This window comes from Pseudomonas costantinii, from assembly GCF_001870435.1.
GTDB classification, from domain to species: Bacteria; Pseudomonadota; Gammaproteobacteria; order Pseudomonadales; family Pseudomonadaceae; genus Aquipseudomonas; species Aquipseudomonas costantinii.
In genome coordinates this window covers 236725-252684 of sequence record NZ_MDDR01000057.1, presented here as the reverse complement: position 1 = coordinate 252684, position 15960 = coordinate 236725, and the positions used below count along the sequence as shown (strand labels likewise).

14 protein-coding genes are annotated in these 15960 nt (G+C 59.7%); 4 read left to right on the top strand and 10 right to left on the bottom strand.

What is annotated here, in order from left to right; genetic code table 11:
* Positions 1 to 20: 20 nt before the first annotated feature.
* Positions 21 to 374: a DUF6124 family protein gene (locus BFL40_RS28835; protein WP_071487121.1), complete on the bottom strand. Its 354-nt coding sequence runs from the start codon at positions 372 to 374 to the stop codon at positions 21 to 23.
* A 130-nt stretch (positions 375 to 504) separates the two neighbouring features.
* On the opposite strand from BFL40_RS28835, the gene BFL40_RS28830 reads away from it, so the two are divergent.
* Positions 505 to 1140: a LexA family protein gene (locus tag BFL40_RS28830; RefSeq protein WP_071487120.1), complete on the top strand. Its 636-nt coding sequence runs from the start codon at positions 505 to 507 to the stop codon at positions 1138 to 1140.
* On the opposite strand, the gene BFL40_RS28825 is transcribed toward BFL40_RS28830, so the two are convergent.
* The 4 genes from BFL40_RS28825 to BFL40_RS28810 are packed head-to-tail and all read right to left on the bottom strand — an operon-like array spanning position 1137 to position 6663.
* Positions 1137 to 3062 carry an acetyl/propionyl/methylcrotonyl-CoA carboxylase subunit alpha gene (locus BFL40_RS28825; RefSeq protein ID WP_071487119.1) on the bottom strand — a complete coding sequence of 642 codons (1926 nt, stop codon included), beginning with the start codon at positions 3060 to 3062 and terminating at the stop codon, positions 1137 to 1139. The genes BFL40_RS28830 and BFL40_RS28825 overlap by 4 nt on opposite strands.
* Positions 3059 to 3865: a gamma-carboxygeranoyl-CoA hydratase gene (locus tag BFL40_RS28820; RefSeq protein ID WP_071487118.1), complete on the bottom strand. Its 807-nt coding sequence runs from the start codon at positions 3863 to 3865 to the stop codon at positions 3059 to 3061. The genes BFL40_RS28825 and BFL40_RS28820 overlap by 4 nt, the downstream gene beginning before the upstream one ends.
* 15 nt (positions 3866 to 3880) lie before the next feature.
* Positions 3881 to 5488 (bottom strand): carboxyl transferase domain-containing protein, encoded by a 1608-nt coding sequence (locus BFL40_RS28815; RefSeq protein ID WP_071487117.1) that lies wholly within the window; start codon positions 5486 to 5488, stop codon positions 3881 to 3883.
* Positions 5489 to 5499: 11 nt separating this feature from the next.
* Positions 5500 to 6663 carry an isovaleryl-CoA dehydrogenase gene (locus BFL40_RS28810; RefSeq protein WP_071487116.1) on the bottom strand — a complete coding sequence of 388 codons (1164 nt, stop codon included), beginning with the start codon at positions 6661 to 6663 and terminating at the stop codon, positions 5500 to 5502.
* A gap of 164 nt (positions 6664 to 6827) precedes the next feature.
* Here BFL40_RS28810 and BFL40_RS28805 point away from each other — a divergent pair, with 164 nt between their 5' ends.
* On the top strand, positions 6828 to 8504 hold the full coding sequence (locus BFL40_RS28805; RefSeq protein ID WP_071487115.1) for an AMP-binding protein: 1677 nt from the start codon (positions 6828 to 6830) through the stop codon (positions 8502 to 8504).
* 542 nt (positions 8505 to 9046) lie between these two features.
* Here BFL40_RS28805 and BFL40_RS28800 read toward each other — a convergent pair.
* The 3 genes from BFL40_RS28800 to BFL40_RS28790 form a co-directional block, all read right to left on the bottom strand.
* Complete coding sequence (locus tag BFL40_RS28800; protein WP_071487114.1) at positions 9047 to 9946, bottom strand: hydroxymethylglutaryl-CoA lyase; 900 nt, start codon at positions 9944 to 9946, stop codon at positions 9047 to 9049.
* Positions 9947 to 9964: 18 nt separating this feature from the next.
* Complete coding sequence (locus BFL40_RS28795) at positions 9965 to 10357, bottom strand: MerR family transcriptional regulator (protein ID WP_071487113.1); 393 nt, start codon at positions 10355 to 10357, stop codon at positions 9965 to 9967.
* Between the two features lie 65 nt (positions 10358 to 10422).
* Complete coding sequence (locus BFL40_RS28790) at positions 10423 to 11358, bottom strand: LysR family transcriptional regulator (RefSeq protein WP_071487112.1); 936 nt, start codon at positions 11356 to 11358, stop codon at positions 10423 to 10425.
* A 151-nt stretch (positions 11359 to 11509) separates the two neighbouring features.
* Here BFL40_RS28790 and BFL40_RS28785 point away from each other — a divergent pair, with 151 nt between their 5' ends.
* Entirely contained in the window at positions 11510 to 12739 is a 1230-nt protein-coding gene (locus BFL40_RS28785; protein WP_071487111.1) for an acyl-CoA dehydrogenase, read from the top strand.
* Positions 12740 to 12844: 105 nt separating this feature from the next.
* Here BFL40_RS28785 and BFL40_RS28780 read toward each other — a convergent pair whose 3' ends face one another.
* Both BFL40_RS28780 and xthA read right to left on the bottom strand, forming a co-directional pair.
* The gene (locus BFL40_RS28780) at positions 12845 to 14176 is read right to left on the bottom strand and encodes a substrate-binding domain-containing protein (RefSeq protein ID WP_071487110.1); all 1332 of its coding nucleotides are present in this window, start codon (positions 14174 to 14176) and stop codon (positions 12845 to 12847) included.
* Between the two features lie 128 nt (positions 14177 to 14304).
* Positions 14305 to 15117, bottom strand: coding sequence for an exodeoxyribonuclease III (gene xthA, locus BFL40_RS28775; RefSeq protein ID WP_071487109.1), 813 nt, complete (start codon positions 15115 to 15117; stop codon positions 14305 to 14307).
* Between the two features lie 168 nt (positions 15118 to 15285).
* Here xthA and BFL40_RS28770 point away from each other — a divergent pair, with 168 nt between their 5' ends.
* Positions 15286 to 15927 carry a GNAT family N-acetyltransferase gene (locus tag BFL40_RS28770; protein WP_071487108.1) on the top strand — a complete coding sequence of 214 codons (642 nt, stop codon included), beginning with the start codon at positions 15286 to 15288 and terminating at the stop codon, positions 15925 to 15927.
* The last annotated feature ends 33 nt before the right edge of the window (positions 15928 to 15960 follow it).

Genomic DNA, 15960 nt, shown 5'->3' with positions numbered 1-15960 from the left:
AATATTTTTCTTCGCGCCTGTTATGCGTTTGCCTGAGTAGCGGTGGGCGCTTGCAACGATCGCTCCACCATCGCCTTCGCCATATCAATCAAATACACCACTGAAAACGCCAGGTCGCGTTGATTGCCCTGATGGTTGCTCGCCGATTCGTAGGCCGTGGCAGCGGCACTGCGCAAAAGGTCTGAGGCGTGCACCAGGGCTTCTTCCTGGCTGATGCCGGGTTTGATGGCAAAGAGCGTCCCATCCGGGCTTGATGCCGACATATCTTCTTTCAAGTAATAGTCCAGCGCGCGTTGGGCAGCACCACTGCTGCGCATGTCGTGCAACTCATCGCTTTCGGGTGTTTCAGGCAGGAGGAGCGGGCTTGTCGTCATAAGGGTCGGTACTCTGGTGGGTGTCGAAAACCATATGACCGATGATAGTACGTATCGTATTTATGTCGTTTTATGGATTACTACAAACTGTTTATTGCTCTGAAAAATACGCAACGTATTGTCAGGCCCCATGGATAACTGGATAGCGTTGGTCAGAGCCAACATGAAAGACCGCAAGGTCACGCAGGATGAGCTGGCTGAGCGCTTGGGCATGTCCCAGGGCGGTGTGGGCCATTGGCTCAATAAACGCCGTGTGCCGAGCCTGGCGGATATGAACCGGGTGCTCGCGGAGTTGGGGTTGGGGTACTTGGAAGTCGCGCTGGAAATTCGCGAGAGAACCGACGAAGAGTCAGCCTCGGAACAACACTACAACTCGTATTTCCGCTACCCGGTCAGCGACTGGAAAGGCGTCTGCGAAATACGTGAAGAGCGACCGGTTTATGCTGCGGCGCGTTTCGAACTGACGGATTACCACGCCCAAGGCGAAGCCTTCTGGCTACCCGTGACGGGAGACGCCATGACTGCCCCCAGCGGCCTGAGCATCGGCGCAGGCATGATGATTCTGGTGGACCCGGCCATCGATGCCGAACCCGGAAAACTGGTAGTCGCTCAATGGGCCGACAGCTTCCAGGCGACCTTTCGCCAGTTGCTGGAAGAGAGCGGCCAGCTTTACCTGGTGCCACTCAATCCAACTTACCCGAAGTTGCTGTTCACCGAGGATTGCCGAATTCTTGGCGTCGTCGTGCAAGCCACTGCGAAGTTTTAGTCCGCCGTTTCAAGCTCTACCAAGGCACAGCCTTCGGCAACCATTTCGCCTTCCTGGCAAAACAGCGCCTTGACCACCCCGGCCTGGGGCGCTCGGATGCTGTGCTCCATCTTCATCGCCTCCAGCACGACCAATTGGGTGCCGGCCTCCACCGTTTGTCCAACCTCCACCAGGACCCGCACGATGCTGCCGTTCATCGGCGCCGTGAGGCCGCCCTGATGAGACTGGTTGGCCTCGACCGCAGCAATCGGGTCAAACAGGCTGACCGCGTGCATCTCTCCGTCCCAGCGCAGATACACAGTGCCTTCGCTGCGCACCGCCAGATGGGAGCGGCGTACGCCTTGGTGCTCGATCAGCAACTGCTCACCCCGTAACTGCGGCATGCCCACGTTCAAGGTCACCAGCCGATCCTGCCCACCGCTGCTCAAATGCAGTGACACCTCGGCAGGCAACCCTGCGCGAAACCCCCGCGTATCCGCCCAAGGCCCATTACCCGTCGGCAAACTTTGCATAAATGCCGAACCCGCGGCCTGCCAGAATGCATCGCTTAATGTCCCGGCCACCGGCAACAGCTCATCCTGATAGCGCGGAATAAACCCGGTATCCAGCTCAGCCGCCGCAAATGCCGGATGGCCGATGATCCGCCGCAAAAAGCCCAGGTTGGTCTTGAGCCCGCCGACGGCAAACTCATCGAGCATGCTTAACAACCGCAGGCGTGCCTGCTCACGGTCTTCGCCCCAGGCAATCAGCTTGCCGAGCATCGGGTCGTAGAAGGGCGAGACGCTGTCCCCTTGCTCTACGCCGCTGTCCACACGGCGACCTGGGCCCGGTGCAGATTCTCGGTACAGCGCCAGGTGACCGGTGGCCGGCAGGAAATCATTGGCCGGGTCTTCGGCATACAAGCGCACTTCAATCGCATGCCCAATCAATGGCACCTGTTCTTGAGTGATCGGCAGTGGTTCACCCAGAGCAACACGAATCTGCCAGGCCACCAGGTCGAGACCGGTAATCGCCTCCGTCACTGGATGTTCCACCTGCAGCCGCGTGTTCATCTCCATAAAGAAAAACTCGCCACGAGCGTCCAGCAGGAACTCCACTGTGCCTGCGCCCACATAACCGATGGCTTGGGCCGCGCGCACTGCGGCTTCGCCCATGGCTTTGCGCTGTTCAACACTCAAGCCAGGCGCAGGCGCTTCTTCCACGACCTTTTGATGGCGACGCTGAATCGAGCAATCACGCTCATTCAGGTACAGGCAATGCCCATGCTGATCGGCAAACACCTGGATTTCCACATGGCGCGGCTTGAGCAGGTATTTCTCCACCAGCATCTGTCCATTGCCGAACGATGACAGGGCCTCACGCTGGGCGGACGCCAAGGCTTCGGCCAGTTGGCTGACCTCCTCGACCACCTTCATGCCCTTGCCACCGCCGCCAGCCGTAGCTTTGAGCAGCACCGGATAACCGATACGCTCGCACGCATCGCGGAAGGTCTCCAGGTCCTGGGCTTCGCCGTGGTAACCCGGCACCAGCGGCACACCGGCGGTCTCCATCAATGCCTTGGCTGCCGATTTGCTGCCCATGGCGTCGATGGCCGAGGCGGGCGGGCCGAGGAAGATCAACCCTGCGGCTTCAATCGCGCGGGCAAATCCGGCATTTTCCGAAAGAAAGCCATAACCCGGATGAATCGCCTGGGCGCCGCTGGCCTGGGCTGCGGCGATCAGTTTGTCGATTTGCAGGTAACTCTCAGTGGCTTTGCTGCCACCCAGATCAACGCGAATATCCGCCTCGCGGCTATGGCGCGCATCGCGGTCGATGGCGCTGTGCACCGCCACGGTGGTCAGTCCCATCGCCTTGGCGGTGCGCATCACTCGGCAGGCAATCTCGCCGCGGTTGGCTACCAGCACGGTGGTCAATTTGCTCATGGGCGTGGCTCCTGCGACTGCCAGTTCGGCGGGCGCTTTTGCAGGAAGGATCGCAACCCTTCCTGGCCCTCGGCGCTGACGCGAATCCGGGCGATGGCGTTCTCGCAATAACGACGCAGGGCCGGGGTGAGGGCGCCGTTGCCGACTTCGCGTAACAGATCCTTGCTGGCACGCATTGCCGCCGGGCTGTTTTGCAGCAGATTGGCGACCCACAGTTCCACTTGCTGGTCCAGCTCGCCGGCCGGGTAACTTTCCGCCAGCAGGCCGATTTCCCGCGCACGCTGGCCGCCGAAACGTTCAGCGGTCAGGGCATAGCGCCGGGCCGCACGTTCACCGATAGCCTTAACCACGAACGGGCTGATCACTGCCGGCGCCAAACCAATCCGTACTTCCGACAGGCAGAACTGCGCATCATCGGCGCCAATGGCCATGTCACAGCAACTGATCAACCCCAGCGCGCCCCCATAGGCCGCACCTTGCACCACCGCCAGGGTCGGGATTTTCAGCTTGGCCAGGTTGTACATCAGTTCCGCCAACTCACGGGCGTCGTCCAGGTTGGTGTGGTAGTCCAACTCGGCCGATTGCTGCATCCAGGCCAAATCGGCACCGGCACTGAAGTGCTTGCCGCGCCCGCGCAGTACCAGAAAGCGCAGGGAAGGATCGCCCTGTACGTGGTCGAGGGCGATGATCAGTTCGCGGATCATCTCGGCGTTGAACGCGTTGTTCTTGGCTTCACGACTGAGCCACAGCGTGGCAAAGCCACGGCTGTCGGTGATCAGTTCGAGGGTATTGAAATCGCTCATGGGGTACAGCTCCATTTACATGCGGAACACGCCGAAGCGGCTCGGCTCGATGGGGGCATTCAGCGAGGCGGACAGGGCCAGGGCCAGCACGTCACGGGTCTGCAACGGGTCGATGACACCGTCATCCCACAGGCGTGCGCTGGAGTAGTAAGGGTGGCCCTGGGTTTCGTACTGGTCGAGGATCGGTTGCTTGATCGCGGCTTCTTCCTCTGCACTGAACTCGGCGCCTGCGCGCTCGGCCTGTTCACGCTTGACCTGCACCAGCACGCCCGCCGCCTGTTCGGCGCCCATTACGCCAATGCGCGCATTCGGCCACATCCACAAAAAGCGCGGGTCATAAGCGCGACCGCACATGCCGTAGTTACCGGCACCAAAGCTGCCGCCGATGATCACCGTAAATTTCGGCACCTTGGCGCAAGCCACCGCCGTGACTAGCTTGGCGCCATGCTTGGCGATGCCGCCAGCTTCGTACTTCTGGCCGACCATAAAACCGGTGATGTTTTGCAGGAACAACAGGGGAATCCCGCGTTGGCAGGCCAGTTCGATAAAGTGCGCGCCCTTTTGTGCGGCTTCAGCGAACAGAATCCCGTTGTTGGCCAGGATCGCAATCGGGTAGCCATGCAAGTGCGCAAAGCCGCATACCAAGGTGGTGCCAAACAGCGCCTTGAACTCATCGAATACCGAACCGTCCACCAGCCGCGCGATCACTTCCCGCACATCGAAGGGTTGTTTGGCATCGGCCGGGATCACGCCGTAGAGCTCCTCGCTGCTGTACAACGGCGCCACCGGCGTGCGTTGCAGCAACTCGCCCTGTTTGCGCCAGTTCAGGTTGGCCACGCTGCGCCGAGCCAAGGCGAGGGCATGTTCGTCGCTGTCGGCATAGTGGTCGGCCACGCCGGAGATCTTGCAGTGCACATCGGCACCGCCAAGGTCCTCGGCGCTGACCACTTCACCGGTCGCGGCTTTTACCAACGGAGGCCCGGCGAGGAAAATGGTCGCCTGCTGGCGCACCATGATCGCTTCGTCCGCCATGGCCGGCACGTAGGCGCCACCGGCGGTGCACGAGCCCATCACCACGGCAATTTGTGGGATGCCTTGAGCGCTCATATTCGCCTGGTTGAAGAAGATCCGCCCAAAGTGCTCGCGGTCCGGGAACACTTCATCCTGACGTGGCAGGTTGGCGCCACCGGAGTCCACCAGGTAGATGCATGGCAGGCGATTCTGCTCGGCGATGGTCTGTGCGCGCAGGTGTTTTTTCACCGTGAGCGGGTAGTAGGAACCGCCTTTCACCGTGGCGTCGTTGGCGACGATCATGCACTCGACGCCTGCCACGCGGCCAATCCCGGCGATCACGCCAGCGGCCGGTACGTCTTCGCCATACACCTGATGGGCGGCCAGTTGGCTGAGCTCAAGGAATGGCGAGCCCGGGTCGAGCAAGCGATTGATCCGCTCACGGGGCAATAGTTTGCCGCGCGAGGTGTGCCGCTCCTGGGCTTTGGCGCCGCCACCTTGCTGCACGTGGGCGAGCAGGGTGTGCAGGGCGTCGACCTGTAGGCGCATCGCCGCGCTGTTGTCGGTAAACTCCGCCGAGCGCGGGTTGAGCTGGGTGTGCAAGGTGGCCATGGTGCGCTCCTTCAGCGGGTTTCGTTGAAGAGTTCGCGACCGATCAGCATCCGGCGGATCTCACTGGTGCCGGCGCCGATTTCGTACAGCTTGGCGTCACGCAGCAAGCGCCCGGCGGGGAATTCGTTGATGTAGCCGTTACCGCCCAGAATCTGAATGGCGTCGAGGGCCATCTGCGTGGCGCGTTCGGCGCTGTAGAGAATCACCCCAGCGGCATCCTTGCGTGTGGTTTCGCCGCGCTCGCAGGCTTGGGCCACCGCGTAGAGGTAGGCGCGGCTGGCATTGAGCTGGGTGTACATGTCGGCAACCTTGCCCTGGATCAGCTGGAATTCACCGATGCTCTGGCCGAACTGCTTGCGGTCGTGGATGTAGGGCACGATCAGGTCCATGCAGGCTTGCATGATCCCGGTCGGGCCGCCAGAGAGCACCACACGCTCGTAATCCAGGCCGCTCATCAGCACTTTGACGCCACCATTGAGCACGCCGAGGATATTTTCTTCCGGCACTTCTACATCATCGAAAAATAGCTCGCAGGTGTTGGAGCCACGCATGCCCAACTTGTCGAACTTGTTGCTGCGGCTGAAGCCTTTCCAGTCGCGCTCGACGATGAACGCGGTGATGCCGTGGGGACCTTTCTCCAGGTCGGTCTTGGCGTAGATCACGTAAGTGTTGGCGTCGGGGCCGTTGGTGATCCAGGTTTTGCTGCCGTTGAGGACGTAGTGGTCGCCGCGTTTGTCGGCGCGCAGTTTCATCGAAACCACGTCGGAACCGGCATTCGGCTCGCTCATGGCCAGGGCGCCGATATGTTCGCCGCTGATCAGTTTGGGCAGGTATTTGAGTTTTTGTTCGTGGTTGCCGTTGCGGTTGATCTGGTTGACGCACAGGTTGGAGTGAGCGCCGTAGGACAACGCCACCGATGCCGAGCCTCGGCTGATCTCTTCCATGGCAACTACGTGGGCCAGGTAACCCAGGCCGGCGCCGCCGTATTCTTCCGGCACGGTGATACCCAACAGGCCCATGTCACCGAACTTGCGCCACAGGTCGGCAGGGAACAGGTTGTCGATGTCGATTTGTGCCGCGCGGGGGGCGATTTCCTTGGCCACGAAGGACTGCACCTGGTCGCGCAGCATGTCGATGGTTTCGCCGAGGGCGAAGTTCAGGGACGGGTAACTCATGACAGGCACCTTAATGTGAGCGTTGTTTTTGTATGGATTGAGCGCCGGACAGGGTCGCTCACCTTTACGTTAACGTAAGCTTGCGTTGCGAGGCTGTCAATCGTAGTTTACGTTTACGTCAAGCAACCGCCGTCCACCTTACAAAAAAGACAAAAGGGGTCGTTATGGATCAACCGAATAAGAGCTACAGCCGTGGCTCTCAGGACAAGACCTTGCTGGCTGAGACCATTGGTCAGGCTTTCGATAACACCGTTTCGCGGTACCCGGAAGGCGAGGCGTTGGTAGTACGCCAGCAACAACGCCGCTACACCTGGCGGCAACTCGCAGAGGCCGTTGACCTGCACGCCCGTGCGTTTTTGGCGCTGGGTATGCAAACGGGCGACCGTCTCGGAATTTGGGCACCCAACTGCGCCGAGTGGTGCATCAGCCAAATCGCCAGCGCCAAGCTCGGGGTGATTTTGGTCAACATCAACCCGGCTTATCGCAGCAGCGAATTGGAGTACGTGCTCAAGCAATCCGGCTGCCAATGGCTGGTGTGTGCCGGCGCATTCAAATCCTCCGACTACCACGTAATGTTGCAGGAACTGGTCCCGGAACTTGCCACAAGCCCACTGCGCAGCGAAAAACTGCCAAACCTGCGTGGCGTGATCAGCCTGGTCCCCAATCCGCCCCCGGGATTCTTGCCCTGGCCTGAGTTGTCGGCCCTCGGCACAGGCGTCCCACCCGAGCAGTTACACACCCGTCAAGCCAGCCTGCACTTCGATCAAGCCGTCAACATTCAGTACACCTCCGGCACCACTGGCTTCCCCAAGGGCGCCACCCTCAGTCATCACAACATCCTTAATAACGGTTACATGGTTGGCGAAAGCTTGGGCCTCACGGCGCAAGATCGCCTGGTGATCCCGGTGCCGCTGTATCACTGCTTCGGCATGGTCATGGGCAACCTCGGCTGCATCACCCACGGCACCACCATGATCTATCCCAATGATGGTTTCGACCCGCTGTTGACCCTCACCGCCGTCGCCGAAGAGCGCGCTACCGGGCTGTACGGTGTGCCCACCATGTTTATCGCGATGCTCGATCACCCACGTCGAGGCGAGTTCGAACTGTCGACTCTGCGCACCGGCATCATGGCCGGCGCTACGTGCCCCATTGAGGTGATGCGCCGAGTCATCAGCGAGCTGCACCTGGGCGAAGTACAGATCGCCTACGGCATGACTGAAACCAGCCCGGTGTCATTGCAGACCGGTCCCGATGATGACCTCGAGCGCCGCGTCACCACGGTCGGCCGCACCCAGCCGCAATTGGAAAACAAGATCATCGACGCTGCCGGTAATACCGTTGCGCGCGGCGAGGTCGGCGAGTTGTGTACCCGTGGCTATAGCGTGATGCTCGGTTACTGGAACAACCCCGACGGCACCCGCGAAGCCATCGATGACGCGGGATGGATGCACACCGGCGACCTGGCGACCATGGACGAGCATGGCTACGTGTGCATCGCCGGGCGCAACAAGGACATGATCATTCGCGGCGGCGAAAACGTGTACCCACGCGAGTTGGAAGAGTTTTTCTTCACCCACCCCGCGGTGGCGGATGTGCAGATCATTGGCATTCCCGACAAACGCTACGGTGAAGAGATCGTCGCGTGGGTCAAGTTCCACCCAGGTCATGTCGCCAATGAGTTGGAGCTGCAAACCTGGTGCAAAGGCCGCATTGCGCACTTCAAGACGCCCAAGTATTTCAAGTTCGTGGACGAGTTTCCGATGACGGTGACAGGCAAGATCCAGAAATTTCGCATGCGCGAGATCTCGATCGAGGAGCTACGGGGGGAGGAGGGGTAAAGCCCAGAAAGCACAAAGGGGACCCGAGGGTCCCCTTTAATTTGTCGTTGCGTGCTCTTTTTTTATTATTGAGGGGCGGTCTATTGTTGTTTTTGGCAACCGTTACCCTTTACCGCTGTTTTTGGCGACCCCCATCCGGGGTCAAGAGCAAACGTATTTTTTTGAGCGCTGATCTGCTTCTTCGTCATCGATCCAACCAGTGGGTAGCTACCTGAGGTAGTTTTATTTTTCTCTAACCGGTTGCGGGTTTCGGCACGCCGTACCCTGCGAAGCACATCTTCTCCAAAAAAATCTGTTAGCTGCGTCTCTGCCGTGTTGTTTTTGTTATGTCAGAGTCGTTTCGTCTTATTTTTATTAGGTTTGGCGCTTTTTATTCTTGTTATGCCATAGAGATAGCAGAAGCCGTGCCAACTTTTTAAAGTCCTTTAAAATCAATGGTTTGATTTTTTAGTAGGACATAGCCTTCAGCAAATGCGACAAAATATGTTCCCGTGTTACTCGATATGTAGGCGAGCGGTAACACATTGTCACAGCCGCGCTACTCAAACGGCGTTACGCGCCTTCGCTACGCGCGATCCGGTCGGGCGGCCCAGCACCTGGCTGATCTGCTGGCCCGCGCGAATCAATGCGTCCAGGTCGATACCCGTCTCGATCCCCAGGCCATTGAGCAGGTACAGCACATCCTCGGTGGCGACGTTACCGCTGGCGCCCTTGGCGTAAGGGCAGCCGCCGAGGCCTGCAATAGAGCTGTCAAACACATTGATACCTTCCAGCAGGCTGGCGTAGATATTCGCGACCGCCTGGCCATAAGTGTCATGGAAGTGCCCCGCCAATTTGTCCCGTGGCACCTGCGCCCCGACCACGTCGAACAACCGCCGCGTAGCGCCCGCCGTGCCGGTGCCGATGGTGTCGCCCAAGGAAACCTCATAGCAGCCCATGGCATACAACTCGCGCGCAACCACCGCCACTTGCGCAGGCGCAATCTCGCCTTCGTAAGGACAGCCCAACACACATGACACATAGCCGCGCACGCTGATGCCGTGTTGCTTGGCCGCCGCCATGATCGGCGCAAAACGCTCCAGGCTTTCGCTGATGGAGCAGTTGATATTGCGCTGGGAAAACGCTTCGGACGCCGCCGCAAACACCGCCACTTCCTTCACTCCAGCGGCCAATGCATCTTCAAACCCGCGCAGGTTTGGGGCCAGGGCACCATAGGTCACGCCGGGCTTGCGCTGAATTTGCGCAAACACCTCAGCGGAACCCGCCATCTGCGGCACCCACTTGGGTGATACAAAACTGCCGACTTCGATATAGCTCAAGCCCGCAGCGCTGAGGGCGTCCACCAACTGGACCTTATCGGCCACGCTGATAGGTTGAGCTTCGTTCTGCAAACCGTCGCGGGGGCCAACTTCTACCAGGCGGACATGGGAGGGGAGGGACATGGCAGCTACCTTCTGAGATTAATCGCCAACCTGGCTCATGGTATGCGCGAGGGCCTGGGTGCAACGCTCTTCGGCGGTGTCCAGTTCCAGCTTCATCTGTTCGATATCCAGCAACTGTTGCTCAAGCTGCTCTCGGCGCTCGGCGATTTTTGCCAGCATGCTGTTGAGTTGGATGTGGTTACCGCCGGTTGGGTCGTAGAGTTCGATCAACTCGCGGCATTCGGCCAGGGAAAAGCCGATGCGCTTGCCGCGCAGGATCAGCTTGAGGCTGACCTTGTCCCGCGCCGAGTAAATACGCTCCTGGCCCCGGCGTTCCGGGGCCAGCAGACCCTGTTCTTCATAGAAGCGAATGGCGCGGGTGGTGATGTCGAGCTCGCGTGCGAGGTCGGAGATGCTGTAGGTCGTGCTCATGGGGGCGCTCAAGAAGGTCTTGGCGCTAAGCTAATGTCAGGTTGACGCTTACGTCAAGCGGCGGGTCAAGCCTGCTTGCCATCCAACTTTTTCTCATGCGCCGTCACCTGCTGGCACAACTCGATCATCTGCTCACGCATCCAACGGTTGGCCGGGTCCTGGTCGGTGCTTTCGTGCCAGTACAGATGGGTTTCCACCGGCGGCACGTCGTTCACCGGCAGATTGAACCAGTGCAGTTCGTGGCGCCGGGCGAAGCGCTCGGGCACGGTCATCACCATGTCGGTCTGTTGCAGCACTTGCGAGGCCATCAGGTAATGCTGCGAGCGTAGGGCGATCTTGCGCTGGATGCCCATCTTGCCCAGGGCCAGGTCGACATGGCCCAAGCCATTGCGGCGGCTGGAGATATGGATATGGGTCAGCGACAGGTAGTCATCCAGGGTCAGCTTGTCCTTGCTCGCCATTGGATGGCCCTTGCGCATGGCGCACACATAGCGGTCTTCCATCAGCTTGACGTGGCGCACTTGCGGGTCAGTGTTGAGCGGCGCATCCACGGCAAAGTCCAGGCGCCCGGCGGCCAGTTCTTTAGTGGTTTCGCGGCGTTTGGACAGGAAGCTTTCGATCACCACGGTCGGCGCCAGACGGCGCAGGCGTTGGAACAACAGCGGCAAAATCACCGCCTCGGTGAGGTCGGTCATGCTGATGCGATACGTCTTGACCGCTTGTTGCGGGTTGAAAATCCGGCTTTCCTGCACCGACACCCGCAGCAACGACAACGCATTGCGCACCGGGCCGATGATGTTCTGCGCCATCGGCGTGGGCACCATGCCTTGGGCGGTGCGCACGAACAGCGGGTCGTTGAAGGTTTCCCTAAGACGCGCCAGCGCGTTGGACACTGCCGGCTGGGTGATGCCGACAATCTGCCCGGCGCGGGTCAGGTTGGCTTCGGTGTAGATCGCGTCGAAGACGATAAAGAGGTTGAGGTCGACCTTGCTCAGATTCATTTCTTTGCGCTCTTATTGTTAGGTGCCGATAGGCCGATCATATATCGGTGATGAATGTTAATACACGCCGAGAATAGGCTAGGTAAATTATCAACGCTGTTCTAGCATCGATTGCATGACCTAAACAACCTCTCAAAGAAGGGAGCTGCTCATGGATTTCGCCTATTCGCCCAAGGTTCAGGAACTGCGTGAACGCGTCACTGCGTTTATGGACACCTATGTTTACCCGGCCGAGCCGGTGTTCGAACGCCAAGTCAGCGAAGGTGACCGCTGGCAGCCCACCGCAATCATGGAAGAGCTTAAGGCCAAGGCAAAAGCCGAAGGCCTGTGGAACCTGTTCCTGCCGGAATCCGAGCTGGGTGCCGGCTTGACCAACCTTGAATACGCGCCGCTGGCCGAAATCATGGGGCGCTCCCTGCTGGGTCCAGAGCCGTTCAACTGCTCCGCCCCCGACACCGGCAACATGGAAGTGCTGGTGCGCTACGCCAACGAAGAACAGAAACAACGCTGGCTCGAACCGCTGCTGCGCGGTGAGATCCGCTCCGCTTTCGCGATGACCGAGCCGGATGTGGCTTCTTCGGATGCCACCAACATGGCCGCCCGTGCCGAGCGCCAGGGCGATGAATGGGTGATCAATGGCAAGAAGTGGTGGACCTCCGGCGCCTGCGACCCGCGCTGCAAAATCCTGATCTTCATGGGCCTGAGCAACCCGGATGCACCGCGCCACCAGCAGCACTCAATGATCTTGGTGCCGGTGGATACTCCCGGCGTAAAAATCGTGCGTCCGCTGCCGGTATTCGGCTACGACGACGCCCCTCACGGCCACGCCGAAGTGCTGTTCGACAACGTGCGGGTGCCCTATGAAAACGTGCTGTTGGGTGAAGGTCGCGGCTTTGAAATCGCCCAGGGCCGTCTTGGCCCAGGCCGTATCCACCACTGCATGCGCTCCGTCGGCATGGCCGAGCGGGCGTTGGAATTGATGTGCAAACGCTCCGTCAGCCGTACCGCGTTCGGCAAGCCGTTGGCGCGGTTGGGCGGCAACATCGACAAGATCGCCGACTCGCGGATGGAGATCGACATGGCACGCCTGCTGACACTCAAAGCCGCCTACATGATGGATACCGTGGGCAACAAAGTGGCGAAAAGCGAAATCGCCCAGATCAAGGTGGTGGCGCCGAATGTGGCGTTGAAGGTGATCGACCGCGCGATCCAGATCCATGGCGGCGCAGGTGTTTCCAACGACTTCCCGCTGGCCTACATGTACGCCATGCAGCGCACTTTGCGCCTGGCCGACGGCCCGGACGAGGTGCATCGTGCGGCGATCGGTAAGTTCGAAATCGGTAAATACGTGCCTAGAGAGCTGATGCGCAGCGGGCAATAACTCCCTGACTGATCGTTCCCACGCTCCGCGTGGGAATGCCTCCTGTGACGCTCCGCGTCACGCTTTCCAGTATTCCCACGCAGAGCGTAGGAACGATCAGTGAGATCAATACACCCAAACCTCCACCCGCCGATTCTTGATCCGCCCCTCATCCGCCGTATTCGCCGCCACCGGCATCTGTGCGCCGAACCCGCGAATATCGCGCAGCACCACGCCATTCTTCACCAGCTCCCGGCGCACCGCCATCGCCCGCAACTTCGACAGCAAAGCGGCCCGCTGCGGATCATTCTTGGCGTCGCCAAACCCCACCAACGTTATTTGTTTGTCGAGTTTGCCGTGGCCCTTGATATAGGCCACCACCCGCTGCAAATCCTGGCGTGCCTTGTTGTCGAGGCTGGCGCTGCCTTCCTCGAAGCGAAAATTCACGGTCAAGCGCTGGGCGTCACGGGCGATGGCTTGATAGTCCTCGGGCATCGACGCGCGTGGCTCTACGGCCATCGCCTGCACTTGCTGCGCGATAAATCCGTTGGCGGCCACAATCGCCTGGCCCTTGCTGCTCTGGGTAAAGTCCACCAGCGCCTTGGCCCACGGGTTGCGGGTCGACGGTGGCAGATAAAAGAACAGCCGTCGTGACAGCGGGTAATCCTCGGTGGCAATCAGGCTGGTCAGCGGCAGCATGGCTTGCGAGTCACCATCGACAATCGCTACTGCTTTGGACTGACGCACATAAGGCAGGCCGATAAAGCCGATGCCCTGAGGGTCATGACTTACGGCATCGGACAATTGCTCGCTGGACTCGAAGCGCTTGGCGGCAGAGGCGAGGGGCTTGCCGCGTCGGCTCAGCACCAGTTCCTTGAAGGTGTCATAGGTGCCGGACTGATCATCCCGGGCATACAGATGAATGGCGCCACCGATGCCGCCCAGTTCCTCCCAAGTGCTGATCTCACCGTTGAAAATCTGCGCCAGTTGCTCGGTATTCAACGTAACCAGTGGGTTGCGCGGGTTAAGGATGATGGCCAGGCCGTCGATGGCGATCACCTGTTCGGCTTCGGGGCTTTTCAAGTCGCCGAGGGCTTCGAGGTCTACCAATTCGCTATCTTTAATCGGGCGGGACGAGGCAGCCAAATCGGCGCGGGCTTTTTTCAGCGCAGTAAATCCGGTGCTGGAGCCATGAGCTGCGACCTCGATGGTCACGGTTTTACCCTGGCGAGTCTTGCCGACCACACGCTGTTCATTGGTGCCTTGGGCCGGTTCACTGCGCACCTCCTGCAAACCCTGACGCTCCATCAGGCCCTTGACCAGCGCCGGTCCCAGCGCTGCACCAATGGTGTTGGAACCCTGGATGCGCAACGCAGGGCCTTGATCGGGAACGGGTAGGGGGGCGGAAACAGCGTAGAGGGGAAAAAGAGTCAGCAGGAACAGAACGCGCAGCCTCATGCCGGCACCTTCTTAAGCCAAAGGAAGTGCTACGAGATTAAGTCAGGCAGGTTGCAAAAATATGACTAAAACAACATCGATCAAAAATGTGGGAGCAGGCAAGCCAGCTCCCACACTTCTTGATGTTGTCAGCTCAGCTCAAGCCAGATCGGCGCATGGTCCGAGGGCTTTTCCAAACCGCGCAGCTCGTAGTCCACCCCGGCATCCTTGACCCGTGGCAGCAAACCGTTTGAGGCCATGATCACGTCAATGCGCAGCCCTCGCTTAGGCTCATCCTCAAACCCACGGCTGCGGTAGTCGAACCAGCTGAAGCGGTCGGTCACGTCCGGGTTCAGGTGACGGAAGCTGTCCACCAGGCCCCAGTTCTTCAGGCGTGCCATCCACTCGCGCTCTTCGGGCAGGAAGCTGCACTTGCCGGTTTTCAGCCAGCGCTTGGCGTTGTCGGCGCCGATGCCGATGTCGATGTCTTCCGGGGAAATGTTCACGTCGCCCATCACCACCAGCGCCTGGTCATTGCTGAACTGGCTTTCCAGTAGTTGCTGCAAATCTTCGTAGAAGCGTTGCTTGGCCGGGAATTTGGTGGGGTGGTCGCGGCTTTCGCCCTGAGGGAAGTAGCCGTTCATGACCGTGACGGGGTTGCCATGCTCATCATTGAATGTGCCCCAGATGAAGCGGCGTTGAGCATCTTCTTCATCACTGGCAAAGCCTTTGTGCAGGCTTAACGCCGGATGACGCGAGAGCAGCGCCACACCGTAGTGACCTTTTTGGCCGTGGTAATACACGTGATAGCCCAGGGCCTGCACTTCGGCCAGCGGGAATTGATCATCGTGGACCTTGGTTTCCTGCAGGCCGATTACATCGGGTTGGTGTTTCTCGATCAGTGCTGCCAGCTGATGAGGGCGCGCGCGCAGCCCGTTGATATTGAAAGAGACGATTTTCATGGTCGGCAGTCCAGTCTGGCAAAAAGCCGATGCTAGCCGACAAGTCGGACGGGGGCCAGCGTGGCGGTAGGACGGATGCACTGCTAAGGTCTGGGAACGACTCGCGCCGCACAAGTTCGTACCCATAAGAACGCCACTTTTTAAAGGGCGCCCAGGGAGATTGAACGTATGCCCGACACTATTGCCCAGATTCACCTGCTCGACAGCGGCTACTCCAGCGAGGCCCGCTCACTGTTGTATCAGGCCTACCGCCATGAGCCTACCTTCGCCTACATCTTCGAAGCCGAGCGTCCGGGCTACGAGCAGCGCGTGCGTGCCACCGTACGCGAGCTGGTCAAACAGCATTTTTTCCAGAACTTGCCGGCGATTGGCTTGCTGGTGAACGATCGGCTGATCGGCATCGCTCTGATCGCGCCACCACAGCGCCGGCTGGGCATCACTGAGAGTTGGGCCTGGCAATTGCGTATGTGGCTGAGCACCGGCGTGCGTGGTACTCGGCGTTATCTGGAATACCACCACGCGGTACTGGCGTGCCTGCCTACCGAGTCGGTGCATGTGCTGCCGCTGCTGGGCATTCACCCGCAATTCCAGGGTAAACACTACGGTGAGCAACTGTTGGAGGCGGTGCACAACTGGTGCGCAGAAGACCCGCACTCGTCGGGCGTGGTGCTCGACACGGGCAATTCCCGCTATCTGGATTTTTACAAACGCCAGGGCTATGAGGAAATCGGTGAAGTCGCTGTAGGACCTATCCGAGAGCACGTGTTTTTTCATCCCAATCCCCAGGCGTTACATGCTGCAACGGCTTAGGACAGAATTATTCAGACAATTGCTTGTTCAAAG

Coding starts and splice junctions, on each gene's coding strand:
- BFL40_RS28835 (WP_071487121.1), bottom strand. CDS start 374: ATGACGACAAGCCCGCTCCTCCTGCCTGAAACACCCGAAAGCGATGAG.
- BFL40_RS28830 (WP_071487120.1), top strand. CDS start 505: ATGGATAACTGGATAGCGTTGGTCAGAGCCAACATGAAAGACCGCAAG.
- BFL40_RS28825 (WP_071487119.1), bottom strand. CDS start 3,062: ATGAGCAAATTGACCACCGTGCTGGTAGCCAACCGCGGCGAGATTGCC.
- BFL40_RS28820 (WP_071487118.1), bottom strand. CDS start 3,865: ATGAGCGATTTCAATACCCTCGAACTGATCACCGACAGCCGTGGCTTT.
- BFL40_RS28815 (WP_071487117.1), bottom strand. CDS start 5,488: ATGGCCACCTTGCACACCCAGCTCAACCCGCGCTCGGCGGAGTTTACC.
- BFL40_RS28810 (WP_071487116.1), bottom strand. CDS start 6,663: ATGAGTTACCCGTCCCTGAACTTCGCCCTCGGCGAAACCATCGACATG.
- BFL40_RS28805 (WP_071487115.1), top strand. CDS start 6,828: ATGGATCAACCGAATAAGAGCTACAGCCGTGGCTCTCAGGACAAGACC.
- BFL40_RS28800 (WP_071487114.1), bottom strand. CDS start 9,946: ATGTCCCTCCCCTCCCATGTCCGCCTGGTAGAAGTTGGCCCCCGCGAC.
- BFL40_RS28795 (WP_071487113.1), bottom strand. CDS start 10,357: ATGAGCACGACCTACAGCATCTCCGACCTCGCACGCGAGCTCGACATC.
- BFL40_RS28790 (WP_071487112.1), bottom strand. CDS start 11,358: ATGAATCTGAGCAAGGTCGACCTCAACCTCTTTATCGTCTTCGACGCG.
- BFL40_RS28785 (WP_071487111.1), top strand. CDS start 11,510: ATGGATTTCGCCTATTCGCCCAAGGTTCAGGAACTGCGTGAACGCGTC.
- BFL40_RS28780 (WP_071487110.1), bottom strand. CDS start 14,176: ATGAGGCTGCGCGTTCTGTTCCTGCTGACTCTTTTTCCCCTCTACGCT.
- xthA (WP_071487109.1), bottom strand. CDS start 15,117: ATGAAAATCGTCTCTTTCAATATCAACGGGCTGCGCGCGCGCCCTCAT.
- BFL40_RS28770 (WP_071487108.1), top strand. CDS start 15,286: ATGCCCGACACTATTGCCCAGATTCACCTGCTCGACAGCGGCTACTCC.